Origin of the sequence: Streptomyces sp. NPDC005496, from assembly GCF_042872045.1 — a bacterium.
Lineage (GTDB): Bacteria > Actinomycetota > Actinomycetes > Streptomycetales > Streptomycetaceae > Streptomyces.
Map to the genome: position 1 here is coordinate 74,259 of NZ_JBIAJQ010000006.1, position 23,141 is coordinate 97,399.

Genomic DNA, 23,141 nt, shown 5'->3' on the forward strand with positions numbered 1-23,141 from the left:
CCGTCGTACACGAGAGATCACCATGGCCGTACCCAAACGGAAGATGTCCCGCAGCAACACCCGCCACCGCCGCGCCCAGTGGAAGGCGACCGTGCCCCGGCTGAGCCCGGTCGTCGTGGACGGAGTCCCGCACCGGGTGCCGCAGCGCCTCGCGAAGGCGTACGAGCGCGGCCTGCTGTGTCCCGACGGCTGACCGGCCCGACGGGGCCGGCCGCGCCGGGGCGGTCAGCGGGAGAGGGTGAGCGGCAAGGCGTCCTTGTACGCGTTCATCGGTTTGGCCACCTTCTTCACCGTCCGGGCGTCGAGGGCGATCGCGGCGGACTCGGTGCCCAGGGTCCCGGCGGGGTGCCAGGTGCCCGTGACGGTCACCCAGGTGTTGGCAGGCAGCGGCGCGGCCCCGTGGACCCGCACCTGCACGGACTGCGCGTCCGCGGCGCAGCACGAGATGATGATCCGGGTCAGGTTCCAGCCGTCGCCCCGCCCGTCCGGCGTGACGAAGCCCGTCAGCCGGACGGTGCGGCCCTCGACGGCCCGCTCGCGGTCCTGACGTACGCGGCTGGTGAAGTCGGTGAGGGTCATCGGGACCGGTGACGTCGCGGGCAGCGGGTCGAACTCCCGTTGCTCGGCGACGGCCTTGGGCGGCTGACGCGAGGCCGTGTACGCGCCGAGCGCGGGCGGGGCGAGGAACAGCAGACTCAGCGCGGGGAAGAACAGCAGCCAGGCCACACGCGGCACCGAGGAGTGGTCGTGACCATGGCCCCCGCCCCCGTCCCGGTCGCCCTCTGGGCCGTGCCCGTCGTCTGCCGCGGGACCGCGCCGCGACCACGCCTCCGCCACTCCGAGCAGGAGCAGCAGCACGCCCGAGGCGATCAGGATCGGACGCATCCCCGGCTTCACGTACCGCAGACACAGGTCGGTGAAGAGCGAGGCGTGCAGCAGACCGAGCCCGCTCAGGACGAGCAGCAGGACCTGGAGCGGTCGTTTCACAGCAGTACTCCTCCGATCAGAGCGCTGCACACGACCGCGACGACCGCGGTCGCGGCGGAGAAGCGGATCGCGAAGGCACGTCCGAAGGTGCCTGCCTGAAGAGCGATCAGCTTCAGGTCGACCATCGGCCCCACGACCATGAACGTCAGCCGGGCGAGCGGCGAGAAGCCGGTGAGGGACGCCGCCAGGAACGCGTCCGCTTCGGAGCAGACCGCGAGCACGATGGCGAGCGCGGCCAGGAACAGCACCGAGAGCCACGGCGAGCCGGAGAACGTGTCGAGGACGGAGCGTGGAACCGCCACGTTGAAGGTGGCGGCGGCCATCGCGCCCAGGACCAGGAACCCGCCCGCGTGCAGGAAGTCGTGCTGGAAACCGCGCCGGAACTCCCTCCAGCGGCTGCCTCCCGGCACGTGCCCGGTATGACGGACCGTGGGCTTGAGCCACTCCTCGCGGCCCAACCAGAGCCACAGCCACCCCATCGCCGCGGCGGTGGCGAGCGAGGCCAGCAGCCGCGCCAGCACCATGCCCGGACTGCCGGGGAAGGCGACGGCGGTCGCGGTCAGCACCACGGGATTGACGGCCGGCGCCGACAGCAGGAACGCGAAGGCGGCGGCCGGGGTGACACCCCGGCCGATCAGACTGTTCGCGACGGGCACGGACGCGCACTCGCAGCCCGGCAGGACGACTCCGGCGACCCCGGCGACGGGTACGGCGAGAGCGGGCCGCCGGGGCAGCAGCCGGCCGAACACGCGCGCGGGCACGAAGGCGTTGATGGCGCCGGACAGTGCCGTGCCGAGGAGCAGGAACGGCAGCGCCTGCATCGTGATCGCGATGCACACGGTCCGCCAGGCCTGTACGGCCGGCTCGTTCCACCGCACGGCGACGTAGGCCAGCGCGGGCGGCAGCAGGATCGCTCCGAGGAGTTCGAGCAGCCAGAACCGGGGCAAGCGGCGCGGCGGGGCCTCGTCCGCCACCGCGACGGCCGGCTCGACCCCGCCGGCCGGTACGTCTGTCGTCTGCATGTCCGCTCCGCCTGTCCGATGTCCAGAGCGAACATAGCCGGTGCCGGAAACCGGCCGTCACGGTCCCTCCGGGTGGCCACCGGCACACCCGAGCGCGCGGTCTCAGGCGGCGGCGAGAACCTGGTAGAGGGCGGACTGCTGGCACAGTTGGCGGTCGTCCAGGAACTGTTCGAGCGCTCGGCTCCGGGCCCCGGCGCCGAGCGAGGCGGCCAGGCCGTCGTCCCGGAGCAGCCCACCGGCCTCCGCGGCAAAGGCCGCCCGGTCGTGCGGGTCCTCCAGGAGAAGGCCGTGCACACCGTGCTGAATCTGGTCGCGGATGCCGCCGACGGCACTCGCCACGACCGGCCGGCTCTTCCACATGGCCTCGGTCACCGTCAGACCGAATCCCTCAGCCAGGCTCTTCTGCGCGATGACGGTGGCCTGACGCTGGAGGGCGCTGACCATCACCGCGTTCTCCTCTGCGTCGGCCATGGGCAGGCAGGCGAGGTGGATACGGGCGCGGCTGCGCGGCGGCAGACGGTGCCACAGCTCGACGCACCCGGCGAACACCCGGCTGCCCTCGGGATCGTCGGTGACACCGGTGACGTCGGGTCCCACGAGGGCGAGGTGCGCCCCGTCGAGCGAGGTGGTGTCCGCGGCGAAGGAGGACATCACCCCGGCCATGTCCTTGAGCGGGTCCCACCGCGAGATCTGCAGGATCAGCGGGGCCTCGGCCGGGGGAGGCGCGAGGCTGTGCAGGCTGACAGGCTCGCGGTGCACGACACCGACGCTCCCGTCCCCGCGCCGGTACAGCGCCCGCTCGCGGGGGCGGCGACCGGCACGCAGGCCCATCCGGCGCACGATCGCGGCGGCGGCGTCGTCGTCCAGCGGCCGGTTCTTCGCCGACAGGGGGTCGATCGACGGCTGGATCACGGCGACGTGCCGCTCCGTGAGCCAGGTGGGGACGTACTGGGTGCGCGAGAAGACGAACGCGTCGACCGTCTCTAGAAAGGGACGCAGGAACGCCCACGCCCGGTCGGTGGACTCGTCGTGGGCGTCGGTGCCGATGTGCGAGCGCCACACCACCCGCACTCCCGCCCGGTGCAGCGCGGGCGCCAGGCCCGCCGTCTGCGGGTCGTGCAGCGTCACCAGGTCTCCCGGCCGCACGGACCGCAGCAGTGCCCGCGCGTTGGCCTCCCCGACCGCCGCGTAGTGGGCGGCGGTGTGCGCGTCGAGGGAGGGACCGGCGGCGTCCTGGCCGTGCAGGAGGTGGTGGAGCCGCTTGGTGAGGGCGAAGAACGCCGGGTCGGCCTCGATCGTGAACCACCGCGCGTCGACGCCGGCGCCGCGGGTGTAGCGCAGGATCCGGTAGAGCATCTCGGCGACCCCGCCCCCGGCCGGTGTCGAGTTCACGTCGACGACCCGGCGGGCCCCGAGTGCCGCCCGCAGGCCGCTGATCGCGGCGTCCAGGCCGGCCGCTCGCTCGGAGCCGATCGTGTCCCCGAGCAGCCAGGGATCGGCGGGGGTGAGGTCCACCTCCGGCAGGAGCGCTTCCTCTGCGGTCGTGTGCGGGGAGAAGAGAAGCTGTGCCATGGCAGTCCGTCCGCTCGGGGCCAGGGTTGCCGTTCGTGCGGAACCGATCCGGATCGTGACCGCCTCCTGACGGCCCTCACCGGCTCGTCTCTCCGGTGTGATCCGTGAAACCCTTTCAAAACTATACTTTCCACCGTTTCGCGAGTTTCGCCCCTTATGTCGCATGGGGTGAGGTGAGCGGTACGGAGGGTGCCGTCCTGGAAGGGTTCCGAGGCGGCCGGCGGACGTGGCCGCGCCGCCCGCAGTGGCCCGTCAGGACTCCCCGTCGACGGCCATCTCGCCGAGCAGGGACCAGTCGTCCTGGGGAATCGTCATGTTGAGGATGCGGGGGGTCGCCGTCAGATGGCGCGGCAGCACCTGCTGGGCTGCCTTGAAGTGGGCGGACTGCACGTGCGCGGCTCCGGCCTCGTCGTCACGGAACCCCTCGACCAGGACGTACTCGGTGGGCTCCTCGACGCTCCTGGACCAGTCGAAGAACAGGCAGCCGGGTTCCGCGCGGGTGGCGGCGGTGAAGTCACCGGCGATCTGCGGCCACTGGTCCGCGTACTCGGGCCGGACGCTGAACCGGGCGGTGATGAAGATCATGAGGACTCCCTGGCTGTCGTGCCGGATCGTGGGCGCGCCGCCGGAACGGACGCTTTGGGAGCGTACGCCGGACGGGAGGACCTCTCGCGGCGGTGCCGCCGACGCCTGGCGGACTTCGCGCGAACGAGGGCCGCGAGAGGAAGCGGGAGCCAAACTTTTTGTTCGCCGCACAGGTGTAGGGCCCGAGGACCCGGGCACCCGGTGAGTACGGCCGCGCCGCATCGGTCCTGTCCCCCCATCACCGGCGGCGCGGCCTTCATCGTGTCCGGACGCGGGAGTGTGCACCCGTGCAGTTCGGCGGGCGGGCGCGGCAGCCCGGACCTCGGGACATAGGGCTGTTCGGTGGATCATGCACCTACCAGGCTGCGGCGATGGAGCGCGCAACCGAGGTGAGCGGGAGTCCCGCCCGGCCCGTGGACCCGCCCGTGAACGAATACGCCGGCATGGCCGAGGCGTACGCGGCGGAGACCGAGAACAGTCTCGTGAACGCGTACTACGAGCGGCCCGCGATGCTGGACCTCGCCGGAGACGTGTCCGGCCGCCGCGTCCTGGACGCCGGGCGCGGCTCGGGCCCCCTGTCCGCGTCGCTGCGGGACCGCGGAGCGGGCGTCACCGGCATCGACTCCTGGAGGTGCCCCGGTCTCAGCGCCGGGACATGTAGAGGTGGAAGGCCTTGTGCAGGACCTTGTTGAGCGGATGGTCCCACTCGCCGAGGTACTCGACGGCCTCGCCGCCGGAACCGGCCTTGAACCGGAGCAGTCCCAGCAGGTGGTTTCCCTCGTCCAGGGTGTCCGTGATGCCGCGGAAGTCGTAGACGGCCGCGCCGAGTTCGTGGGCGTCGGACATCATGCGCCACTGGATGGCGTTGTTCGGCTGGACTTCGCGCTTGCGACCGGTCGAGGCACCGTACGAGTACCAGACGTGCTGACCGACCGTCAGCATGGTTGCGGCCGCCAGGACTTCGCCGTCGTGGTGGGCGAGGTAGAGACGCATCCGGTCCGGGTGCTCGGCCCGCAGCGCGGTCCACATCCGCTGGAAGTACGGCAGCGGGCGCGGGATGAAGCGGTCCCGCTCGGCGGTCTCGGTGTACAGGGCGTAGAAGACCGGCAGATCCTCGTACGTGCCCTGGACGACCTTCACACCGGCGTTCTCGGCCTTCTTGATGTTGCGGCGCCACTGCTGGTTGAAGCCTTGCTGGACCTCCTCCAGGGACCGTCCGGAGAAGGGGACCTGGAACACGTGACGCGGCTGGCCGACGGCGAACCCGTCCTCCTCGCCCGCCGCCGTCCGCCGCCAGCCCAACCGGTGAAGCTGATCGGCGACGTCGCGGGCCCCCGGCTCGTGCACGGTGGCTTCCACGTCACCCAGACGCCTGGCGCCCGGGTCGGCGATCGCGGCCTTGAGCGCGTCGGCGCTCCAGCGCCGGGTCACCACGGGCGGGCCCATCCGCACCGAGAAGGCGCCGCGCCTTCTGAGGTGCGCGAGCATGGGCTCCAACCACGCCCCGAGGTCGCCCGAGGCCCAGTCGATGACCGGCCCCTCGGGGAGATACGCGAAGTACCGCTTCAGCTTCGGCAGCGGCCGTAGCAGTACGAGGCCCGCGCCGACGAGGGTGCCGTCCTCGGAGAACCAGCCGAGGCTCTCCGCCCGCCAGTCCGGCTTCACGTCCCCCCAGGACGGGACCTGCATGTGGCTCACCGAGGGCCGAGCCGTGACGAAGGCCAGGTGTTCCTCGCGGTCGATCGCCTTCAGGTGATGACTCATGCGCCGTGCTCCTTTGCTCGAAGCGTCAGCGTACGAGCCAGGGGGCCGGTTCCCGCGCTTCACACGAGCGACGCCGCGAACGGGTCGGCCACAGGCACCGACCGGCGCACCGCCTCTCACTCGGTCGGCCGCATCACGTACCCGGCGGAGTCTTTGACGGTTGCTCAGCCTGGTCGCTCGTCGGGTCCGGTGAAGGTGAGGTGCTCGGGGTCGAGCGCGCGCGGAAAGTCGGCGGCGTCGAAGAGGTCCCCGGCAGCGGCCACACCGAACCGTCGGACCCGGCCGTCGAGAACCCGCTGGGTCGCGGCTGGCGGGGTTCGCCGCCTGCGCAGTGGCGGTTCCGGTGTGCCTCGCCGTTCGCGGAGCGCCGTCCGTCCCGAGTGACTCGGCCGGTGCGGTCACCCTCATCACGATGTCAACGTTGCCGCTGCTGTTCACGCTCGTACGGCTGACGGAGAATCGCGATTTCGAGCATGCGTTGCCGCTGGAAAATCCCGAAGTCCTGCCGGCGGACCACACGACGCGCCACGTGCCCGTGCGGGGGAGTCTGGTCGCCGTCCCGGTGGTTCCGGCGCTGGCCATGGGACTGGCCTGGAATCCGTGGCTGTCACTGACCCCGATGTCGATGGCGCTGGACTGTCTGTTCCGCGGCTGCGTCGCCGCCCGCTTTGAGAGGAAGCGGCGAGTGCTCCTGTGGCGGGGCCAGGTCGAGGACAGACCGTGGGAGCTCTCCTGGTCCCCGGCCGAGCGCTCACGACCGGAGACCTCCTCGAACTCGCCGACGGGGACACCTCTTTGACCGGGACGCGGCCTGCCCACCGGCTATCACTCACCATCGGACGGCTCCTGACCGCTCCCGAGCAGCGACACCGCCCCCGCCAGTCCCTCCTCGCCGTGGCCCCGGTGGCGCATCAGCTCCATGTACGGGGTGAGGAGTCCCGGGTCGACGGACTGGTCCTTCGCGGTGGCCAGGAGTGTCGCGTTGCCCGCCGTCATCATGGCGAGACGTGACGCCCTTCGTGTAGTCGCCGTCGCGGTACGGCAAGTCACGTACGCCTTGCCCCCCTCGGCGTCTCCCTGAACACGGCGTTGGTCCCGCTCGGCGCCTGGGGCAGGGAACATCTGCTCGGCCGGAGGCCCGCCGAGCCCGAAGCACTCGACGGGTCTCGCCGAACGGGACACTGAGTCCCGCCGGGAGCGGTGCGCCCGCCGCGCAGTCACCCGCGGTCAAGGGATCACCCCGCGGAGTCCGCGTCCCTGGCCGCGCGCTCCAGCCGGTCCCGGTAGTCCGCCCACCACGCCGAATCGTCCGTCGGCATGCTGGTGTTGCCTTCGTTCATGCCCACGGCGCCGTCCATGAGCTCCCGGAGGATGTCGGCGTGCCCGGCGTGGCGGTGCGTATCGGAGATCACCCGCACCACGGCATGGTGCAGCGTCACCTCGTCCCTGCCGGTCGGCCACCACGGGACCCGGCCGACCGTTTCCAGTGGCAGGGCGTCGATCGTCGCGTCCGCGTGGGCCCAGGCCCGTCGGTAGAGCTCCACGATCTGTTTCCGCGACTCGTCGGCGGGGACCCACATGTCGGCGTTGGGCTCGGCGCCGTCGTCGAGCCAGGGGAGCGGCTCACCGGACGGCCGTCCGAAGGTGTCGCCCAGATAGCCCAGTTCGACGCTCGCCGCGTGTTTGACCAGACCGAGGAGGTTCGTGCCGGTCGGCGTCAGGGGGCGCCGTATGTCGTACTCCGACAGCCCTTCCAGCTTCCACAGCAAGGCGTCGCGGGCCGACTGCAGGTAGAAGTGGAGGTCGTCCTTGGGATCCGATGCGGTCATGCGGCAAGTCTGCCCACGACGTGATCTCCGTCCACTCATTTCGCGGTGGCCCGCGACCGTGAGGGCCCGGGGCTGGCCCGTCCTCCTGCTAGCGGCTGCCGGCCGCCTTCACCGCCGTGAGGTCCTCGCCGGTGAGTTCCGCGATGCGGTGGGCCGGGACGCCCGCCGCGAGAGCACGCGTGAGCAGTGCGTCGCGACCGTCGGCGCAGGAGCGATAGGCCAGCAGTTCCTTCTCCAGCCGGGCGATGTCCTGCGGCGCCGAGCCGTTCCGCACACGGCTCAGCTCATCGTCGCTGAGGGGCACGGGCAGACGCTCCGCTTCCTCGGGCACCGCCGAGGTCTCCTCCGGGGGCAGGAGGCGCAGCCGCGGGGACGCCGTCGTGATGCCCTGGGCGCCGAGCCACGCCTGGACGGCGGGGGTGTCCATGCACGCCAGTTCTCCCACGGCCGACGGGGGGACCCCCAGGTTCGCGGCGGTGCCGTCCAGCAGGACGAGGTAGGCGTCGTCAGTCATTGTCGGTTCCTCACGGGGGGTGGTTGTGCTGATGGCGGCTTTCTACCCCGTCGCGGCCGTGGCATGGCGACCGGACGGGCGGTGTTCACGCGTGCGCACGCAGAAGCGATTCCGATGCCCCCGTCCGGACCGCTGTTCCCGTCCGGGACGCCTCGGCCGGAGGAAAAGCGGGAGGTGGCCGGGCCGAGCGCGGCGCGGGTACAACCTTCCGCGCCGTCGGACTGTCTCAACCGGTAGCTGCCCGCACGGGGCGGGGCGGCACCGAACAGACAGGGGGATGTCATGCGCAGGAGCGGAGTGGCAGTGCTGGCGCTCGTGCTGGCGGCCGGGGGACTGGGGGCGACGGCCGTTCCGGCCGCGGCGGCCTCGACGCAGGCGACGGCGTGTGCGACGGCCTGGGGAAGCGGCCCGAAGAGCGCCACGGCGACGACCTCGGCATCGCTGGTGGGCGTCAGGACGGGACGGCACGACTGCTACGACCGGATGGTCCTCGACATCCCCGGCGGGGGCACCTCGGGCCTCGGCTACCACGTCCAGTACGTGGACCGCCTCTACCAGGACGGCTCGGGCCAGTACATCCCCGTCGCCGGTGGCGCCGTGATCGAGGTACGCGCGGGCGCGCCGAGCTACGACCCGGAGACCGGCTCGCCGACGTATCCCGGGAAGGTGGCACAGCCGCTCCCCGGCGTCGACGTCACCGGCTACAAGACGTTCAGGGACACGCGTTTCGCCGGCAGTTTCGAGGGCGACACGCAGATCGGCCTCGGCGTGCGGGCCCGGCTGCCGTTCCGCGTGACGCAATTGGCCGATCGGATCGTGGTGGACGTCGCCCACACCTGGTGACCCGGTCCGCTCAGCACCGCGACCACGCCCGTCACGGATCCGCCGTGCTCCCACGGTGCCGTGCGGGCGTGGCCGGTGGGCGGGAAACACTGTCGCCATGCGAATGCCGTCACGGGTAACGTCCCTTGCCTGACCGGCGGTTCCGGCGGTCTTCGACGTGTGGAAAGGGACGCGCATGACCGGCGGGCGGACGACGACGCTCTGGCGGCCGACGGGCCCCGCGGAGCTGGACCTGGTCCGTGAGCTGAACTGGCGTGCCTGGCCGCCGCGACTGCCCGAGCAGCCGATCTTCTATCCGGTCCTCAACGAGGACTACGCGGTCCGCATCGCGAGGGACTGGAACGTGAAGCACGACGGCGCCGGGTTCGTCACGCGCTTCGAGGTCGACACCCGGTTCCTCGCCCGGTATCCCGTGCAGCAGGCGGGCGGACGCACGATCCTCGAACTGTGGGTGCCGGCCGAGGAACTCGACGCGTTCAACGACCACATCGTCGGTGAGATCGAAGTGGTCCACGAGTTCCGGTAGACGTCGGGCCGCTCGGCCGCACGCAAGTCGCCGAGCACGGCCGGCCACCCATGATGTCGTCGTCGCCGACGTGGAGGGTGACCGGCCCGTGAGGCTGTCGTCAGCCCCGCGAGGAGCAGCGCGGCGAGGGCGTTCGGTGAGCTGCGGGCTCAAATGACCTTCCTTGCAACGGTGTTCGGCTGCGGCGCCTCGGTCGGACACCGGCGGCGTCGCCGTCACCGCACGATCGGTGACGGCGCGCCGGCGGTCGTCATCCGAACATGCCCGGCTGGTAGTCGCCGGCCGGCTGCCGCACGATGACGTTGACGCGGTTGTAGGCGTTGATCAGAGCGATCAGGGAGATCAGGGCGGCGAGCTGGTCCTCGTCGTAGTGCTTGGCGGCGGCCGCCCAGGCCTCGTCGCTCACGCCACCGGCCGCGTCGGCGATCCGGGTGCCCTGCTCCGTCAGCTCCAGGGCGGCGCGCTCGGCGTCGGTGAACACCGTCGCCTCCCGGCAGGCGGCGATCAGGTTGAGGCGCAGCTGGGTCTCGCCCGCGTGGATGGCGTCCTTGGTGTGCATGTCCGTGCAGAAGCCGCAGCCGTTGATCTGGCTGGCACGGATCTTCACCAGCTCCTGCGTCTCGGCGGGGAGCGTCGAGTCCGAGATGACCTTGCCTGCCGAGTTGATGTGCCGCAGGACCTTGGTCGCGACCGAGTTGCCGAAGAGGTTCAGGCGAGCGTCCACTTTGAACTCCAGTGCCGTTGTCGGGTTACACCGCATTGACGGATCGGACTCGACAGGACGTGACACGGGATGGATGTGAGCTGGGTCACCACGACCGCGGCCCCTCCCCGACGGTCGGCCGGCACGCGACGGAACGCGGGCGGCGCCCGGGTTCCGACACCCCGGGCGCCGCCCGCGCCTCCCGCCGCCCCGCCGCTCACGCGGCCGGGAAAGAGGTGCCTAGGCGCCCTTCGGAGCCGCCTGCTGTACGACGTCGAACGACCACAGGGTGGAGCCACTGGCCGCGGGCTTCGGGCGCTCGCCGCCGCCCGCGTCGCCACCCTGGTGAGCGGCCTTCATGGGGCCCTCCATCCAGGCCTGGAAGGACTCCTCGTCCCGCCACCGGGTGTACACGAGGTAGCTGTCGGTGCCCTCGACGGGGCGGAGGAGTTCGAACCACTCGAACCCGTCCGAGTTCTCCACGGCGTGGGCCCGGGAGGCGAAGCGCTTCTCCAGGGTCTCGCGCTGCTCGGCGGGGACGGACAGTACGTTGATCTTGACTACGCTCATGGCTCCATCCTGCCGCACGTCGTGGGGCGCGCGAGCAGCGCCTCGGGCGTGTGCGACCGAGGAACGCGTCACCGGACCGGGCCGGGCTGCGTGTCCGACGGCCCCGTAAAGCCCCGCCGCGGAGGCTCCTCCAGGTGGCGACACCGCCGAAGCCACGGCCGGACCGCAGCCGGGGCCGCCCACCGCAGCCCTCGTCCCGGTCGGCCCGCGGCGCCCCTGTGCCCCGGCACAACGCGACCCGGCCCGCACTGTGCACAGGCCTCTCACCCGCCACAACCCCTGTACGAGGCACCCGGGCGCTGGTGCCATGACCGGCATGCTTCCTGCTTCCCCTGCAACGTCGGGCCCGGGCGCGCCGACAGACCCGCACGCGACGACGGCACCGGAGCGCCGCCCGTGAGTACCGGCGACGGACAGTCGCTCGCCGCCATGGTCTTCCTCGCCTTCGTCGCGGTGTCGCTGCTGCTGTGCGGGCTGGCCGCGGCCGACCTCGACGACCCCGAGCACTTCTACGCGGGCGGCAGTGCCGCCTTCGGACCGGTCGGCAGCGGGCTCGCGATCGCCGGTGACTACATCTCGGCGGCCACCCTGCTCAGTACCACCGGCTCCGTCGCCCTGGACGGGACCGACGGCGTGCTCTTCGCCTGCGCCACGGTCGTCTCGCTCTTCCTCGTCATGCGGATCCTGGGCGAACCCCTGCGCCGCCGGGGCGTGTTCACGATGGGCGACTTCCTCTCCGACCGGCTCAAGGACCTCTCCGTACGCCGTGCTCTCGGCGTCGCGACCCTCGTCGTACTGACTCCGCTGCTGCTTGTGCAGCTGTCGACCGCGGGGCACATCATGGCGGCCATGTTCGGCCTCCCGGAGGGCGCGCTCACCGGGTGCACCGTGGCCGGTGGCGCCCTGATGGTCTGTTACGCCGCCTTCGGCGGTATGCGCGGCATCGGCTACGTGCAGATCCTCAAGGTCGGTGTGACCCTGACCGCCGTCCTGCTGCTCGCCGGACTGGTTCTCGCCCGGTTCGGTTGGTCGCCGCCCGCCCTCTTCGACGCCGCGCGCGAGCGGTCGGGGGCGGGCTCCGACTACGCGTTCCCCGGGCTGCACTTCGGTCACTCCTTCGGCGGGCGCCTGGATCTGATCAGCTTCGAGGCCACCCTCCTGATCGGCGCGGCCTGTCTGCCGCACCTCACGATGCGGCTGCACCCCCTGCGCGACGCGCGGACCGCCCGTCGGGCGGTCGGCTGGGCGGTGGGACCCGTCGCCGTGGTCTGCGCGGGCGTCGTGATCGCCGGGCTGGGCGCCTGCGCCATGATCGGCCGCGATCCCATCCGTGCCGCGGATCCGGGCGGGGCGACCGCCCTGCTGATGGTGACCGGCGTACTCGACCCCGCCGCCGGGGGAGTCCGGCACAGCATGCTGTTCGCGATCGTCGCCTGTGCCGTGTTCGTCACCACCCTCGCGGCCGTCGCCGGCATCACGCTGGCCGCCGCGACCAGTCTCGCCCGGGACTTCGGCGGCCGGCCCGCGGACCGGGCGGCGCCCCGCTCGCCCGGCGGCGAGATCCGCAGGGCCCGCGTGGGCATCGTCCTGGTCGGCCTCGTCGCCGTCGTCCTGGCGGTGCTCCTCGAGGACCGCGGCAGGCTGACCCTGATCTCACTGTCGTTCACCGTCGCGGCCTCGGTGCTCGCTCCCGTCCTGCTGTACGCGCTCTTCCTGCCCGGCCACACCGCCACCGGGGCGCGGTGGACCGTGTACGGGACGCTGCCGCTGGTCTTGCTGCTGATGGCGGGCTCACCCGCCGTCTCGGGCACGCCCATCGCGCTCTTCCCCGAGCGTGACTTCCACTGGTTCCCGCTCCAGACCCCGGGGTTGGTGACCATCCCCGCGGGCTTCCTGCTCGGTCTCATCGGCCGCGACCGCAACCGCGCGCGAGACCGGGCCCACCCGGCGGCGCGGGACGCGCGGACCATGTCGCTGAGGACGACGGGGGCCTTCCGGAGATGAGAGCGTGACCGTCACCTCTCCCATCCCCCCGGTATCCGAACGGGGCGGTTCCTGCCAGGTCAGGACGGTGGCCGGGCGCATGCGGGTCAGGCCACCCGTCTGGCCAGCACCTGACCCGGCCACGCCCCGGACAGGAACCGCTCGGTGGGAGTGAAGCCGTTGCGCCGGTAATACGCGACCAGTCGACCCCCGCCCCCGGCCCAGCAGTCGACCCGCAGCAGGTCCACGCCGGCCCGCCGGGTCTCGTCGGCGGCATGGGCCAGCAGAGCCGCTCCGACGCCCAGGCCGGCGTACCGACGGTCGGAGACAAGGAGTCGGACGTACCTCTCGGGTTCCCCGGCCGGTGCGATCGGCATCTGCGGGCTGGGTCCGGAGTCCAGGACCAGGGCGCCGACGACAACCCCGTCCAGTTCGGCGATCCACGGGTCGTTCTCCGTCGTGTACCGCTCGACGCGTGCGACACCCCCCGGCGTCTGCGAATACGGAGTCGTGCCCCACTGCTCGGTGTTGCCACGGGAGTTCATCCAGGCCACGGCCGCGTCGAGCATGTCCAGGACCGCTGGTGCGTCGGCGGGGCCGCCCGGTCTGATCCGCAGGTCATGCGTGCCGTCGTTCACGGCGGGAGCTTAGTGGCCAGTTCAGTTGACCCGGTCGCTGTTCGGTCCAACACCACTCTTCCTGGCCGGAGTTCCGTCAGGGGCGAACGAGTCGTGGAAGGTGAAGGCGCGCGGCGTGGAGCCGTGGGAGTGGAGGTGCTCCAGCCTGGTCACCCCGTCCTGCCAGGTGGGTGTCACGCCGTCGGGGACCCACCAGAACACGTAGCCCGGGTGCCCCCTCCTCTCGAACCAGTCGTAACGCCTGTTCAGCGCCTCGCGGTGCTGTCCGGTGTAGATGGCGTCGAAGGCGGGGCGCAGGCCGGTCCAGAGCGAGAGCGTCGCGGCCAGGGCGGTGGTTTCCACCGTACGGCCCTTGTCGTACCAGGTCGGCACGACGAACTCTCCCCAGGCTCCCCAGTCCGTCTCGAAGTGCGAGCCCCGCTCACCGTCCGCCGCTTGAGCATGCGCGAGGTGTCCGGGGTGCTGACTGATCTTCTCGTAGACGGCCTCGCCGATGTCGTAGAACTCGCGTGTGAGAGGTGCGGGATCGGCGAGAGGGGACTTCAGGACGCCGAACGTGTACAGCGCGAGTGGGGGCATGCGTCTCTCCCTGATCGGGGGTGCCTGGAGTGGACCCGGTTCGGTGGCTTACGCGTGGGGCGCGAGGGTTCATGGGGCGTGACCGACCCTGCTGTTGCGGGCGGCTCAGCCTGAGGGAACTCCCCTGCCACCGTGGGCGATTGCTGAAGACCAGGTGAAGGTAGCTGCCTCCGCGCGCCCTGTCGAAGTTGCGCTTTTCCTGTCCAAGTGGCCTCCGGAACCGGTCATCGCGAGGTCTTGGGGAGGTGACCGGAGGGGCCGGCTGCGGGTACCGGTGATCCCCTTCCTCCGATGGGTTCGGCAGGCCTGCCCGTCCACACCCCTCGTCCGACAGCCCCGAGTGTCGCCGAACGCGTGCGGTTGAAGAAGACTGCCTACGGCCACAAGACCGAGCAGCGTGCCGGCCGCCGGACACGGCGCACTTCACACGGGAGGTGTGCCGTTCACCCCACGGGTCCTTCGCCCTGTCGGCCCCGACGGGTCTCACGCCCTGCCGTGCGCCGCCCATCGCGCCGAGAATGGCAGGTGAACGGGTCCCGCCCACCATCCGCTCGGGGCGGGACCCGTTCACCTCTCCGCGCGCGAGGGCACCCGTCGCCCCCGGAACCTGCGTCTGTCCACGGCTTGACGGGCCCTGGAGGCGTGCCATCGGGGCGTTCGTCGAACCGGGGGACAGGAGAGGGGCATGGGATCGGTGAGCCGGGGCAGACGCACATCAACAGCTCAGGCAGATCACCGAAAGGGTGTCACTGTGTCGATGCCGGATCCCCGCCACGTGAGGACGCTGCTCGCCCGGTACGCGAGCGCGCGCATCGCTCTCGCGGAGAAGAGCACCCCGGCGTGGCAGCGGGAACTGGACGACGTGACTCGTGCCCTGTGCGCGCTGACCGGCGCGCGTTCAATCGCCGACGCGGTCTCCAAGGCCGACGACATCCTCGACCGGCACGTCCGGAAGCAGCGCGCCTCCCGCCTCTCGACGGCCGGAGACGGCGCGGCACTGGCCGCCTGACGCCTTCCCCTCCGAGGCCCCGGTCGTCCGGCGGCGCCTCGGGGGACCCGGACGGCTGGCGCGTCCCCGTGCGGAGCAGTCCCTGGTCCGGCCGTTGCGTAACGCACCCCGTTCCGTGACGGGTTTCCTCAGTTCGCGATCTTCCTGAGCGCGGCGGCGAGTCCTACGAGGTCGTGACCCTCCAAGTGGTCGAAGACGTGCCGCCGCACGCTGAACAAATGCGCCGGCCATGCCTCCTCCAGACAGGCGAGACCAGGCTCGGTCAGTACGGCGTTCCAGCCGCGCGCGTCCTCATGGCACTTGGCCCGCAGCACCAGCCCCCGCTTCTCCAGTCGTGTCACCACACGGGTCATGCCACTGAGCGAGACGTCGCAGGCGTAGGCCAGTTCGCTCATGCGCATCCGCCGTCCGGGAGCCTCGGACAGGTGCATCAGCGGGGTGTACCCGGACAGCGGCAACTGTCCCTCACCGCCCATGTCCGCGTCGATCAGCCGGGGCAGGGCGAACATGACGCGCCCCAGCGCGCGCATGAGTGCCTCCTCCTTCGGATTGAGGGGCTGCGGGCGGAGGTCCTGAGACGCGGGCGACGGCATGCCCCCACTGTACTCCTTGACAAGTCAAACAAACTGGGATTCTATTTGCCCGGGCAAGCATGCTTGTGGCGGGCCGATCACGTGCCTCGGGGCGGTCGGGCCCAAGCACCGGCATGACCACATCGGCGTCGTTTCTCCGCCCGACCGGGGAGCCGTCATGAACGTGTCTCCCGCGTCGAGCGGGCGCGGGAGCCACGCGACGCAGGGCCGCGGCACGCATCCGGGCGGGCCCTGCCATTGCCGGCCTGCCCCGCAGGGGCCCAGCTGCACACCTGCGGGGTAGGCCGTCGGTGAATCCGTCACATGAAGCGCGAAACGCACGTCCCTCAGGCGCCCGTCCGGTCCCCGGAGGGCGCCTCCGGTGTCGATCGACGTACGACGACCGGGGTCCGTGCTGACGCGCCGAGGCCCGGGAAGCCGACGCGCAGCACGGCGGCGGCTCCGGCGGCGACCAGGACCACGGCGGCCGCCACGAGCAGCGCCTGGTGGTAGCCGTGGCGGAGCAGTGGTGCGACGACGAGGGGTCCGGCGATCTGGCCGACGGAGTACCCGGCGGTCAACAGCGCCACGGAACGCGGGAATTGCAGGTGCGCGCCCGTGGCGAGCGCGAGCGTGCTGATGCCGATGAAGGTCGTGCCGAACAGGACCGCCGAGACCAGTGCGGGCGCCACCCCGCCGACCAGCGCGGGCAGGGCGATGCCGACGGCCTGCACGGTGAGGGCGACGAGCAGGAGGCCGGGCCGGGACCAGCGCCGCCCGAGCCAGGACCACAGGGCCGAGGACGGTACGGCCGCCACGCCCACCAGCACCCACGCCCCGCTGCCCGCCCGGCCCGGCGAGCCCTGTTCGATCGCGGCGACCAGGAAGGTGCCGGCGACGATGTAGCCGACGCCCTCGAGCGTGTAGGAGGCGAACAGGGCGGTGAACCACCGGTGCGGGCGCGGAGCCGGCCGGTCCACCGCGCCGGTGGCCTCGGGAACGCTCGCGGGGGCGGACTCGGGGCGCAGGTTCCACGCACCGGCGGCGAGGACGGCGGCGAGGACCGCCGAAGCCCACCAGGCGGCCCGCCAGTCGGCGGTGGAACGCAGCGCGAGGACGAGCAGCCCGGACAGGGCGATGCCGGCACCGACCCCGCCGAAGGCCCAGCCGGGGAGGTGGGCGGGATGCTCGCGCAGATGGCTGAGCAGGGAACTGACCGCGATCACGAAGATCAGTGCGCTGGCCACTCCCGCCAGCAGACGCAGCACGACCCACACTTCCGTGGCGTGGGTGAGGGGCATCGCCACAAGGGTCGCGATGAGTACGAGCAGGGACGCGCGGAGCAGGACCGGTGAGCGGACCAGCGCGGGGGCGAGGATGCCCGCGAACGCGCCCACCAGGTAGCCCACATAGTTGGCCGTGGCCAGGTGTGCGCCGTCCCCCGCCGACAGGCCCGCCTGGACGTGCATCAGCGGCAGGATCGGCGTGTACACGAACCGCCCGACCCCCATTCCGGCGGCGAGGGCGGCGGCCGCCTGGGCGACGTGGCCCCAGGGTGAGGACGCCAATCCGGCTCCTCGAACGGAGGGAGCGCGCGAAGGCCGTACGGTCATGGCGAAGTCCTTGTGGGCATGCGGAGACACGCGGCGACCTCGGTGGGCCGCCGCGGTGCGGACTGACGGTCATTTCGGAACTGTGAGGGCGCTGTCGCCGGTGCCGCCACGGCGCCCGAAGGCGTGGGAGAGGACCGGGCAGCGCGCCGTCACCGGTTGTCGTCGGTGCGGCCCGGGTCGTTCGGATGGGGCACGAGCGGGGTGACGGCGAAGCTCATCCAGGGGCTCAGCGGCAGGGTGCCCAGGACTTTCTCGTGCAGCTCTTCCTCGTCGTCGGCCCGCCAGATTCCGATGCTGCGCAGTTCACCCACCGGGCGCCAGATCCGCCCGAGATGGCCGGTGGAGGCGAGCTCGCGGGCGCGGACGGCCTCGGCGGCACGCCGCCGGTCGACCTCCTCCTGGCTCGTGCCGTCGGGCACCGTGGTGGTGATCTCGACCAGGAACTCCTGCATGGTGCTGCTCCGCTCTGTGAGGCGTCCGGGCAGGACCCGTGCGCCGTGCTTGGTGGTGGCCTTCCGTCGTGGAACCGGCTGGTCGGCCGACGGATTGCCCGGGCCTGGGAAGGTGTCGCAGCTGTCGGCCGTCGGCACGCCCGACCGTTGTTCCCGGGCTGGAGTACGGGGCCGACACCCGAGCCGCCGGCGTGGTGGGACCGTTCGGTGGCCGTCACCACGGGGGCCACCGGCCCGGCACGGGTTCGAGTGACACCGCGCCCCACGAGCGCCACGGTTCGGCGGCCGTGCCCCGTGTCCGGGGGAGGGCCGTGCGGTCGGGCGTCGTCGGACGGCTTCCACTCCCTCATGGTGCGCTCGCCGCCCGGCGGGCGCCACGACCGGCATCCTCGCTGCTGGTAGGCGCAGCCTCTCACCGGCCGTAGCATGGCGGCCGTGGAGCTGCGTCAATTGCGATACTTCGTCGCGGTCGCCGAGGAGCTGAACTTCGGCCGGGCCGCCGAGCGGCTTCTGATCGCGGGACCATCCCTGTCCCAGCAGATCAAGGTGCTCGAACGCGACCTCGGGGTGCGCCTGTTCGACCGCGACCGCCGCTCGGTCTCGCTCACCGCCGCCGGTTCGGCCCTGCTCCCGCATACCCGCGCCCTGCTGGAGCAGGCCGACGCCCTTCAGCAGCGCGCGCGAGGGCTGTCCGGGTCCGAGCCGGTACGTCTGGGATACGTCAGCTGGCTTCCGGCGGACCTGACCACCCGTACCTCGGCGGTCGCCCAGCTCCACGTCGACGCCTGGGTCGCGCCGTCCCACACGCAGGCCGCCCGGGTGGCCGACGGCAGCCTCGACCTCGCCGTGTGCTGGGTGCGCACCGAAGACCTCGACAAGCACGGCCTGCACGCCCGGTTCCTCGGCGCCGACCGGCTGCATGCCGTCGCCTCCGGGGACGACTCCGGTGACGTGGCCGCCAGGGACACCGTGGTCCTGCTGGACGGCGACACCACCTCGTGGTCGTCCTGGAACGCGTATGCCGAACAACTCGCCCGGGACACCGGCGCCCGGCCGCTACGCATCTCCGACAACGGAGTCACCGGGCCGGCCTTCTTCCAGCACGTCCGCGACAGCCGCCGCCCGGTCGTCAACTCGCCCAAGGGGCAGACCGCGCCGCTGCCTCCGGACCTGGTGCGTCGCCGAGTCGTCGCACCTGAGGTCTACTGGACGTGGTCGTTGGTGTGGCGCCGCAGCGACGTCCGCGCCGAGGTCCTGGCCGTGGTCGACGCGCTGTGCGACGGCGTGGAGGACTCCGCCCTCCACGGTCCCGACGCCTGGCTCCCCGTCGGGGACCCGTACCGGCGCTAGGGTCTGTCGTTTGGATCAGGTCGGCGGTTACAGAGGGTTCGTCCCGGCCGGCCTGATCCAAACGGCAGGCCCTGAGTGGCGTGTCGCTGAGAGGCGGTGCCTCGCACACGGGAGGAAACCGGTTCCATGTCGCAGTCCGTGGGTCTTTGACTCTTCTCCCGCAGCGCCTTAGAGTCCATTAGTAGACCGGTCGCCTAGGCATCCGTCGAAGCAGACGGGAGCGACGCCCGGGCGACGGTTCCGAAACGACAGGAGAACCCTGATGCACAGCACGACGGACACGGAAGAGATCCTGCGCGGCGTCATCGACCAGTGGAAGGCCGGCGTCGACCAGCATGAACCGCAGCAGGTCGCGTCCCTGTTCACTGAGGACGCCATCTTCCAGGGTCTGCACCCCTACGGTGTCGGCCGCCAGGCGGTCGCGGACTATTACGACTCCCAGCCCCTGGGCCTGGAGGCCGACTACCGCCTGCTCGAGACCAGGCGCCTCGCCGACGGCGTCATCCTCGGCTATGTCCGCGTGGACTTCTCGTTCACCGACCGGCCCACGATCGACGTCAATCTGAGCCTGCTGCTGCAGCGCACGGACGACGGCTGGTCCATCGCGCACTACCAGGTCTCGCGCCTCTGATGGTCCCCTCGCCCCACCCCGGCCGGGGCTGTGTCCGTCGAGTGCGCCGTCGCTGTCAGTGAGCGGCGCCGGCGGTCTTCTTGCGGGCGCGGTACGCGGCGGCCTTGTACTTGTTGCCGCAGGACTCCATGCCGCACCACTGGCGCCGCATGCCCCGTGAGCGGTCGATGTAGACGCGGGTGCACTCGGGGTTGCCGCACTCCTTGAGCAGAGGCACGTCGGGCCCGTTGAGAAGCTCGATGGCGAGCCGGGCGATCGTGGACAGCGCCTCGTCGGGGGTGGCCGCCGTCCAGCGCCCGGAGGGAGTGAGCTGCGGCACCGCGGAGGGCTTGCGCGCCGCGCCGTTCACCACGGCCAGCGCCCCGTTGGCGTACTCCTCGCCGAGGCGGCGGTCGGTGACCAGGTGGTAGACGGCCTCCCGTACGGTCTTCGCCTGCTCCACGTCGGCCTCTTGGCTGGGGGAGACGGCGTCGACGATCCCGGACTCCAGGTACCAGGCGTCCAGTCTGTCCGGCGCCGCGAACATCTCGAAGCGCGTCGAACGTCGCGCCCGGAGGGTCGCGGCGAAGTCGAGGGCCGGGTTTCCGCACACGAAGACGTGGTCTAGATTCACATCACTATTTTGACAGGTGACTGCCGGAACCGCCAAGTGCCTCCGGTGGTCCGGCGGGATTCGCGCGGCCCATGAGTCGGCGTAGGCCGGGGCGAACCGGTCAGGCGCGGCACGTGTGTGCCGCGCCCTTCGACGTCCTCGCGTCCCCCTGCCCGTGATGGGACTTGACGTGCCGACGGCAACTCCCGGGTCAGTGCGTCGAGTTGTCGACGTGCGGGGGAGGGAGGGTGAGCGGCGACGCCGTCGTCACAGGCCCAGGTCGGGTGCCAGGCGGGCAGAGGAGTTCCACGAGCCTTATGGGGCCCTGTCGTGTCACCTGTCGAGGTGGTGGCGTGACCGGTGTGGGTGTGATTCTTTGTGTGCTCCCGGTCATCGGGCCGGTGACGCGGGCGTGCGGGTGTTCTGGTGTCGCAGAGGGCTTCCTGGGATGCCGGCTCAACTCGCCTCGCCCGTATGCCGTTTGGCGCGCAGGGCTTCCAGGAGCCGGAGCCAGATCTCGCTGGCAGTCGGATAGCTCGGGACGACGTGCCAGAGGGTGGAGACCGGGATCCGCCCCACGATCGCCGTCGTCGCCGAGTGCACGAGTTCCGCGATCCCGGCTCCCACGAAGGTGGCTCCGACCACCACGTCGTCCGTACGGTCGATGACCAGTTTGGCGAGCCCGCGGTAGTCGGGGCGCATCACGTACGTACCGGCGAGCGCGGCGAGGTCGTACTCGACGGCCTCAACGTCGATGCCGGCGTCCCGCGCCTGCTGCTCGGTCATCCCTGCGCTGCCCACCTCCGGGTGGGTGAACACCACTTGGGGCAGTCCGACGTGCCCGGCGGCGGAGGAGGGCAGTTCGGCGGAGCCCTGTGCGCGCGCCGCGATCACATCGCCCGCGATACGGGCCTGGTACTTGCCCATGTGCGTCAGCAGTGCCCGGCCGCACACGTCGCCGATGGCGTACAGCCAGTGGCCGTCGGCCTCCCGCACGCACTGGTGGTCGTCGACGCCGACGAATCCGCCGGGGCTCAGCCCGACGGTGTCGAGGCCGATGTCCTCGGAGTTGGGGACGCGGCCCGTGGCCACGACGATCTCGTCGGCGACGAGGGCGGTGCCGTCGTCCAGCGTCGCGCGGATCTCCCCGCCGTGGACGCGCCCATGGCCGGTGTCGCTGGGACCGGTCCGCTCCACGCCGGCGAGATTGCGCCCCGCGCACAGCCGTACCCCGCTGTCCCGCAGGTCCTCGCCGACCAGTTCGCCCGCGAAGGGCTCCAGCCGGGGCAGGAGGCGGTCGCCGCGGTACACGACCGACACCTCGTCGGCGCCGAGGCCGCGCAGCCACGTGGCCGCCTCGCAGGCCACCACGCCACCGCCCAGGACGACCACGCGTCGCGGCACCTCGCGCATCGTCGTCACGTCACGTGACGTCCATGGCAACGCCGCGCGCAGCCCGGGAATGTCCGGTACGGCGGGACGGGAACCGGTGTCGAGGACCACGGCGTGGCGGGCCGTCAGCGTCCTGGTCGAACCGTCAGGGCGGCTGACGACGACCGTGCGCTCACCCGCCAGCCGCCCATAGCCGCGAACGACGTCGATGCCTGCGGAGAGGGCCCAGGAGATCTGTGAACCGTCGTCCAGGCCGTTGATCACGGTGTCACGCTGGGCGAGGACTTCGGCGGCGTCCAACAGGGCCGAGACTCCCGGCAGATGGGCCGCGGAGTCCACGACCTCGACGGGCCGCAGGAGCGCTTTGCTGGGCATGCAGGCCCAGTAGGAGCATTCGCCGCCGAGCAGTTCGTCCTCCACGAGCACCGCGGACAGTCCGGAGAACTGACCGGCGTACTGTGCGGCGTTCTCGCCGGCGGCGGCACCCCCCAGAACGATCACATCCCATTCCGAGCGGTCCGGATCCACGGTCGCGGCCATGCGTGCTCTCCCTCGTCGCCGGAACCTCCGGTCTGGCCTGTCACACCGACGCGGCACCGTAAGTGACAGGCCGGAGTCACGCCGCCGGAGCGATCATTCGTACCGCCCACGTGCCCCGTCTCGCGCACGAGGGGCTTGAGCGTCACCGTCCGGGAAGGCGCTCCGTGATCTCCTGCACCGTCCAGGCGTTGCCGTCCGGGTCGGTGAACGAGACGAAGGACGAATAGCTGCGCCGCTCGGGATCCGGCCCCGGCACCTGGTTCTCGCCGCCGGCACGGTGGAAGACCCCTGCCGCGTCGTGGAAGACCTCGCTCACCTCGACTCCGCCGCGGGCCAACTCCTCCCGCGCGGCCTCGATGTCCGAGACCACGAGGTGCAGGCCCTCCGCGGAACCCGGTGCGGCCGAGCTGACCTTGTTTCCGAAGATCACCGAGCACGACGAACCCGGGGGAGTCAGCTGCACCACACGGAAGCCGTCACCGGCGTCGAAGTCGGCGTCCAGCCGCCACCCCAGTGCCTTGTAGAAGTCCTTCGAGCGGTCGACGTCGGCGACCGGGATGACCACGACTTCGAGTCTCATGTCCACGGTGGAGTCCTCCTGCCCTGTCGGCAGTCGTGCGCGCAACTCGCGCCGGTCGCCGCAACTCCCGTTCCCGCGTGGGGAAGAGGAGTGCGCCCGCGGGACGGAAAGTGGTGCTCGTCCCGGCAGCGCGGGTGGCGCCGATGTGAGTGCGCCGCGGTGGGGCGCACAGAAAGCTGTACGGTCCTGCCCGGCGCCGCGAGTGCGGAAGCGCGGCCGTGCGACAGCCGCCCGAGGCGCCGATGCCACGCCGGATCCGCGGAGGCGGCGCGGCCTGAAGACCACTCCACGATAC

26 protein-coding genes and 1 pseudogene are annotated in these 23,141 nt (G+C 71.5%); 9 read left to right on the forward strand and 18 right to left on the reverse strand.

Features of this window, described 5'->3' with window-relative positions; translation table 11 throughout:
* Positions 1–22: 22 nt before the first annotated feature.
* Positions 23–193 (forward strand): 50S ribosomal protein L32, encoded by a 171-nt coding sequence (rpmF, locus tag ACFYQQ_RS19455; RefSeq protein ID WP_355791803.1) that lies wholly within the window; start codon positions 23–25, stop codon positions 191–193.
* A 32-nt stretch (positions 194–225) separates the two neighbouring features.
* Here the strand turns inward: rpmF and ACFYQQ_RS19460 are convergent, their stop codons facing one another.
* The 4 genes from ACFYQQ_RS19460 to ACFYQQ_RS19475 form a co-directional block, all read right to left on the reverse strand.
* Positions 226–987: a TIGR03943 family putative permease subunit gene (locus ACFYQQ_RS19460; RefSeq protein ID WP_355791800.1), complete on the reverse strand. Its 762-nt coding sequence runs from the start codon at positions 985–987 to the stop codon at positions 226–228.
* On the reverse strand, positions 984–2,009 hold the full coding sequence (locus ACFYQQ_RS19465; protein ID WP_355791797.1) for a permease: 1,026 nt from the start codon (positions 2,007–2,009) through the stop codon (positions 984–986). Before ACFYQQ_RS19465 ends, ACFYQQ_RS19460 begins: the two co-directional genes overlap by 4 nt.
* Before the next feature lie 102 nt (positions 2,010–2,111).
* On the reverse strand, positions 2,112–3,581 hold the full coding sequence (locus ACFYQQ_RS19470) for a glycosyltransferase (protein WP_356169831.1): 1,470 nt from the start codon (positions 3,579–3,581) through the stop codon (positions 2,112–2,114).
* A 252-nt stretch (positions 3,582–3,833) separates the two neighbouring features.
* Entirely contained in the window at positions 3,834–4,166 is a 333-nt protein-coding gene (locus ACFYQQ_RS19475; protein ID WP_355790019.1) for a putative quinol monooxygenase, read from the reverse strand.
* A 371-nt stretch (positions 4,167–4,537) separates the two neighbouring features.
* Between ACFYQQ_RS19475 and ACFYQQ_RS19480 the strand changes: the two are divergent.
* Positions 4,538–4,792: pseudogene (locus ACFYQQ_RS19480) on the forward strand (SAM-dependent methyltransferase); the annotation flags it as partial.
* A gap of 16 nt (positions 4,793–4,808) precedes the next feature.
* Here the strand turns inward: ACFYQQ_RS19480 and ACFYQQ_RS19485 are convergent.
* Positions 4,809–5,930, reverse strand: a complete 1,122-nt coding sequence (locus ACFYQQ_RS19485) for a peptidoglycan bridge formation glycyltransferase FemA/FemB family protein (protein WP_356169833.1) — start codon at positions 5,928–5,930, stop codon at positions 4,809–4,811.
* A gap of 421 nt (positions 5,931–6,351) precedes the next feature.
* On the opposite strand from ACFYQQ_RS19485, the gene ACFYQQ_RS19490 reads away from it, so the two are divergent.
* Entirely contained in the window at positions 6,352–6,729 is a 378-nt protein-coding gene (locus ACFYQQ_RS19490) for a hypothetical protein (RefSeq protein WP_355793743.1), read from the forward strand.
* A gap of 26 nt (positions 6,730–6,755) precedes the next feature.
* Here the strand turns inward: ACFYQQ_RS19490 and ACFYQQ_RS19495 are convergent, their stop codons facing one another.
* The 3 genes from ACFYQQ_RS19495 to ACFYQQ_RS19505 form a co-directional block, all read right to left on the reverse strand.
* On the reverse strand, positions 6,756–6,929 hold the full coding sequence (locus tag ACFYQQ_RS19495) for a hypothetical protein (protein WP_355793745.1): 174 nt from the start codon (positions 6,927–6,929) through the stop codon (positions 6,756–6,758).
* A gap of 236 nt (positions 6,930–7,165) precedes the next feature.
* The gene (locus tag ACFYQQ_RS19500) at positions 7,166–7,759 is read right to left on the reverse strand and encodes a DinB family protein (RefSeq protein WP_355793747.1); all 594 of its coding nucleotides are present in this window, start codon (positions 7,757–7,759) and stop codon (positions 7,166–7,168) included.
* A gap of 88 nt (positions 7,760–7,847) precedes the next feature.
* On the reverse strand, positions 7,848–8,273 hold the full coding sequence (locus tag ACFYQQ_RS19505) for a DUF6003 family protein (RefSeq protein WP_355793749.1): 426 nt from the start codon (positions 8,271–8,273) through the stop codon (positions 7,848–7,850).
* A 282-nt stretch (positions 8,274–8,555) separates the two neighbouring features.
* Here ACFYQQ_RS19505 and ACFYQQ_RS19510 point away from each other — a divergent pair, with 282 nt between their 5' ends.
* The gene (locus ACFYQQ_RS19510) at positions 8,556–9,116 is read left to right on the forward strand and encodes a hypothetical protein (protein ID WP_355794548.1); all 561 of its coding nucleotides are present in this window, start codon (positions 8,556–8,558) and stop codon (positions 9,114–9,116) included.
* Between the two features lie 175 nt (positions 9,117–9,291).
* Positions 9,292–9,642, forward strand: coding sequence for a hypothetical protein (locus ACFYQQ_RS19515; protein WP_355794550.1), 351 nt, complete (start codon positions 9,292–9,294; stop codon positions 9,640–9,642).
* A gap of 250 nt (positions 9,643–9,892) precedes the next feature.
* Here the strand turns inward: ACFYQQ_RS19515 and ACFYQQ_RS19520 are convergent, their stop codons facing one another.
* Together ACFYQQ_RS19520 and ACFYQQ_RS19525 are read right to left on the reverse strand one after the other, a co-directional pair.
* On the reverse strand, positions 9,893–10,366 hold the full coding sequence (locus tag ACFYQQ_RS19520; RefSeq protein WP_355794552.1) for a carboxymuconolactone decarboxylase family protein: 474 nt from the start codon (positions 10,364–10,366) through the stop codon (positions 9,893–9,895).
* Positions 10,367–10,585: 219 nt separating this feature from the next.
* A complete protein-coding gene (locus ACFYQQ_RS19525) occupies positions 10,586–10,915 on the reverse strand; it encodes an antibiotic biosynthesis monooxygenase (RefSeq protein WP_356169844.1) in 330 nt (109 codons plus the stop codon).
* A gap of 396 nt (positions 10,916–11,311) precedes the next feature.
* Between ACFYQQ_RS19525 and ACFYQQ_RS19530 the strand changes: the two genes are divergently transcribed.
* The gene (locus ACFYQQ_RS19530) at positions 11,312–12,919 is read left to right on the forward strand and encodes a cation acetate symporter (RefSeq protein WP_388904875.1); all 1,608 of its coding nucleotides are present in this window, start codon (positions 11,312–11,314) and stop codon (positions 12,917–12,919) included.
* 86 nt (positions 12,920–13,005) lie between these two features.
* Here the strand turns inward: ACFYQQ_RS19530 and ACFYQQ_RS19535 are convergent, their stop codons facing one another.
* Both ACFYQQ_RS19535 and ACFYQQ_RS19540 read right to left on the reverse strand, forming a co-directional pair.
* Positions 13,006–13,536, reverse strand: coding sequence for a GNAT family N-acetyltransferase (locus tag ACFYQQ_RS19535; RefSeq protein WP_355793538.1), 531 nt, complete (start codon positions 13,534–13,536; stop codon positions 13,006–13,008).
* Between the two features lie 21 nt (positions 13,537–13,557).
* The gene (locus ACFYQQ_RS19540) at positions 13,558–14,115 is read right to left on the reverse strand and encodes a DUF3291 domain-containing protein (RefSeq protein ID WP_355793540.1); all 558 of its coding nucleotides are present in this window, start codon (positions 14,113–14,115) and stop codon (positions 13,558–13,560) included.
* Between the two features lie 757 nt (positions 14,116–14,872).
* On the opposite strand from ACFYQQ_RS19540, the gene ACFYQQ_RS19545 reads away from it, so the two are divergent.
* On the forward strand, positions 14,873–15,124 hold the full coding sequence (locus tag ACFYQQ_RS19545; protein WP_355793542.1) for a DUF5133 domain-containing protein: 252 nt from the start codon (positions 14,873–14,875) through the stop codon (positions 15,122–15,124).
* A gap of 128 nt (positions 15,125–15,252) precedes the next feature.
* On the opposite strand, the gene ACFYQQ_RS19550 is transcribed toward ACFYQQ_RS19545, so the two are convergent.
* The 3 genes from ACFYQQ_RS19550 to ACFYQQ_RS19560 all read right to left on the reverse strand — a co-directional run bounded on the left by ACFYQQ_RS19550 (position 15,253) and on the right by ACFYQQ_RS19560 (position 17,761).
* Positions 15,253–15,717 carry a MarR family transcriptional regulator gene (locus ACFYQQ_RS19550; protein ID WP_356169853.1) on the reverse strand — a complete coding sequence of 155 codons (465 nt, stop codon included), beginning with the start codon at positions 15,715–15,717 and terminating at the stop codon, positions 15,253–15,255.
* 326 nt (positions 15,718–16,043) lie between these two features.
* Entirely contained in the window at positions 16,044–17,207 is a 1,164-nt protein-coding gene (locus ACFYQQ_RS19555; RefSeq protein ID WP_388904983.1) for a YbfB/YjiJ family MFS transporter, read from the reverse strand.
* A 251-nt stretch (positions 17,208–17,458) separates the two neighbouring features.
* Positions 17,459–17,761, reverse strand: a complete 303-nt coding sequence (locus ACFYQQ_RS19560; RefSeq protein ID WP_355789221.1) for a muconolactone Delta-isomerase family protein — start codon at positions 17,759–17,761, stop codon at positions 17,459–17,461.
* A gap of 426 nt (positions 17,762–18,187) precedes the next feature.
* On the opposite strand from ACFYQQ_RS19560, the gene ACFYQQ_RS19565 reads away from it, so the two are divergent.
* Positions 18,188–19,111, forward strand: coding sequence for a LysR family transcriptional regulator (locus tag ACFYQQ_RS19565; RefSeq protein ID WP_356169856.1), 924 nt, complete (start codon positions 18,188–18,190; stop codon positions 19,109–19,111).
* 262 nt (positions 19,112–19,373) lie between these two features.
* Positions 19,374–19,742, forward strand: a complete 369-nt coding sequence (locus ACFYQQ_RS19570; RefSeq protein ID WP_355791978.1) for an SgcJ/EcaC family oxidoreductase — start codon at positions 19,374–19,376, stop codon at positions 19,740–19,742.
* A gap of 55 nt (positions 19,743–19,797) precedes the next feature.
* On the opposite strand, the gene ACFYQQ_RS19575 is transcribed toward ACFYQQ_RS19570, so the two are convergent.
* From ACFYQQ_RS19575 to ACFYQQ_RS19585, 3 genes are all read right to left on the reverse strand, one after another.
* On the reverse strand, positions 19,798–20,355 hold the full coding sequence (locus ACFYQQ_RS19575; protein ID WP_355791975.1) for a CGNR zinc finger domain-containing protein: 558 nt from the start codon (positions 20,353–20,355) through the stop codon (positions 19,798–19,800).
* Between the two features lie 435 nt (positions 20,356–20,790).
* Complete coding sequence (locus ACFYQQ_RS19580) at positions 20,791–22,266, reverse strand: NAD(P)/FAD-dependent oxidoreductase (RefSeq protein WP_355791972.1); 1,476 nt, start codon at positions 22,264–22,266, stop codon at positions 20,791–20,793.
* A gap of 142 nt (positions 22,267–22,408) precedes the next feature.
* Positions 22,409–22,852: a VOC family protein gene (locus ACFYQQ_RS19585; protein WP_355791969.1), complete on the reverse strand. Its 444-nt coding sequence runs from the start codon at positions 22,850–22,852 to the stop codon at positions 22,409–22,411.
* Positions 22,853–23,141: the final 289 nt, after the last annotated feature.

Bases quoted from the DNA above. Each gene is read 5' to 3' on its own strand.
- ACFYQQ_RS19510 (WP_355794548.1), top strand. From the start codon at position 8,556: ATGCGCAGGAGCGGAGTGGCAGTGCTGGCGCTCGTGCTGGCGGCCGGG.
- ACFYQQ_RS19545 (WP_355793542.1), top strand. From the start codon at position 14,873: ATGCCGGATCCCCGCCACGTGAGGACGCTGCTCGCCCGGTACGCGAGC.
- ACFYQQ_RS19485 (WP_356169833.1), bottom strand. From the start codon at position 5,930: ATGAGTCATCACCTGAAGGCGATCGACCGCGAGGAACACCTGGCCTTC.
- ACFYQQ_RS19550 (WP_356169853.1), bottom strand. From the start codon at position 15,717: ATGCCGTCGCCCGCGTCTCAGGACCTCCGCCCGCAGCCCCTCAATCCG.
- ACFYQQ_RS19495 (WP_355793745.1), bottom strand. From the start codon at position 6,929: ATGATGACGGCGGGCAACGCGACACTCCTGGCCACCGCGAAGGACCAG.
- ACFYQQ_RS19500 (WP_355793747.1), bottom strand. From the start codon at position 7,759: ATGACCGCATCGGATCCCAAGGACGACCTCCACTTCTACCTGCAGTCG.
- ACFYQQ_RS19570 (WP_355791978.1), top strand. From the start codon at position 19,374: ATGCACAGCACGACGGACACGGAAGAGATCCTGCGCGGCGTCATCGAC.
- ACFYQQ_RS19465 (WP_355791797.1), bottom strand. From the start codon at position 2,009: ATGCAGACGACAGACGTACCGGCCGGCGGGGTCGAGCCGGCCGTCGCG.
- ACFYQQ_RS19505 (WP_355793749.1), bottom strand. From the start codon at position 8,273: ATGACTGACGACGCCTACCTCGTCCTGCTGGACGGCACCGCCGCGAAC.
- ACFYQQ_RS19560 (WP_355789221.1), bottom strand. From the start codon at position 17,761: ATGCAGGAGTTCCTGGTCGAGATCACCACCACGGTGCCCGACGGCACG.
- ACFYQQ_RS19525 (WP_356169844.1), bottom strand. From the start codon at position 10,915: ATGAGCGTAGTCAAGATCAACGTACTGTCCGTCCCCGCCGAGCAGCGC.
- ACFYQQ_RS19475 (WP_355790019.1), bottom strand. From the start codon at position 4,166: ATGATCTTCATCACCGCCCGGTTCAGCGTCCGGCCCGAGTACGCGGAC.
- ACFYQQ_RS19515 (WP_355794550.1), top strand. From the start codon at position 9,292: ATGACCGGCGGGCGGACGACGACGCTCTGGCGGCCGACGGGCCCCGCG.
- ACFYQQ_RS19565 (WP_356169856.1), top strand. From the start codon at position 18,188: ATGGCGGCCGTGGAGCTGCGTCAATTGCGATACTTCGTCGCGGTCGCC.
- ACFYQQ_RS19540 (WP_355793540.1), bottom strand. From the start codon at position 14,115: ATGCCCCCACTCGCGCTGTACACGTTCGGCGTCCTGAAGTCCCCTCTC.
- rpmF (WP_355791803.1), top strand. From the start codon at position 23: ATGGCCGTACCCAAACGGAAGATGTCCCGCAGCAACACCCGCCACCGC.
- ACFYQQ_RS19470 (WP_356169831.1), bottom strand. From the start codon at position 3,581: ATGGCACAGCTTCTCTTCTCCCCGCACACGACCGCAGAGGAAGCGCTC.
- ACFYQQ_RS19580 (WP_355791972.1), bottom strand. From the start codon at position 22,266: ATGGCCGCGACCGTGGATCCGGACCGCTCGGAATGGGATGTGATCGTT.
- ACFYQQ_RS19555 (WP_388904983.1), bottom strand. From the start codon at position 17,207: ATGGGGGTCGGGCGGTTCGTGTACACGCCGATCCTGCCGCTGATGCAC.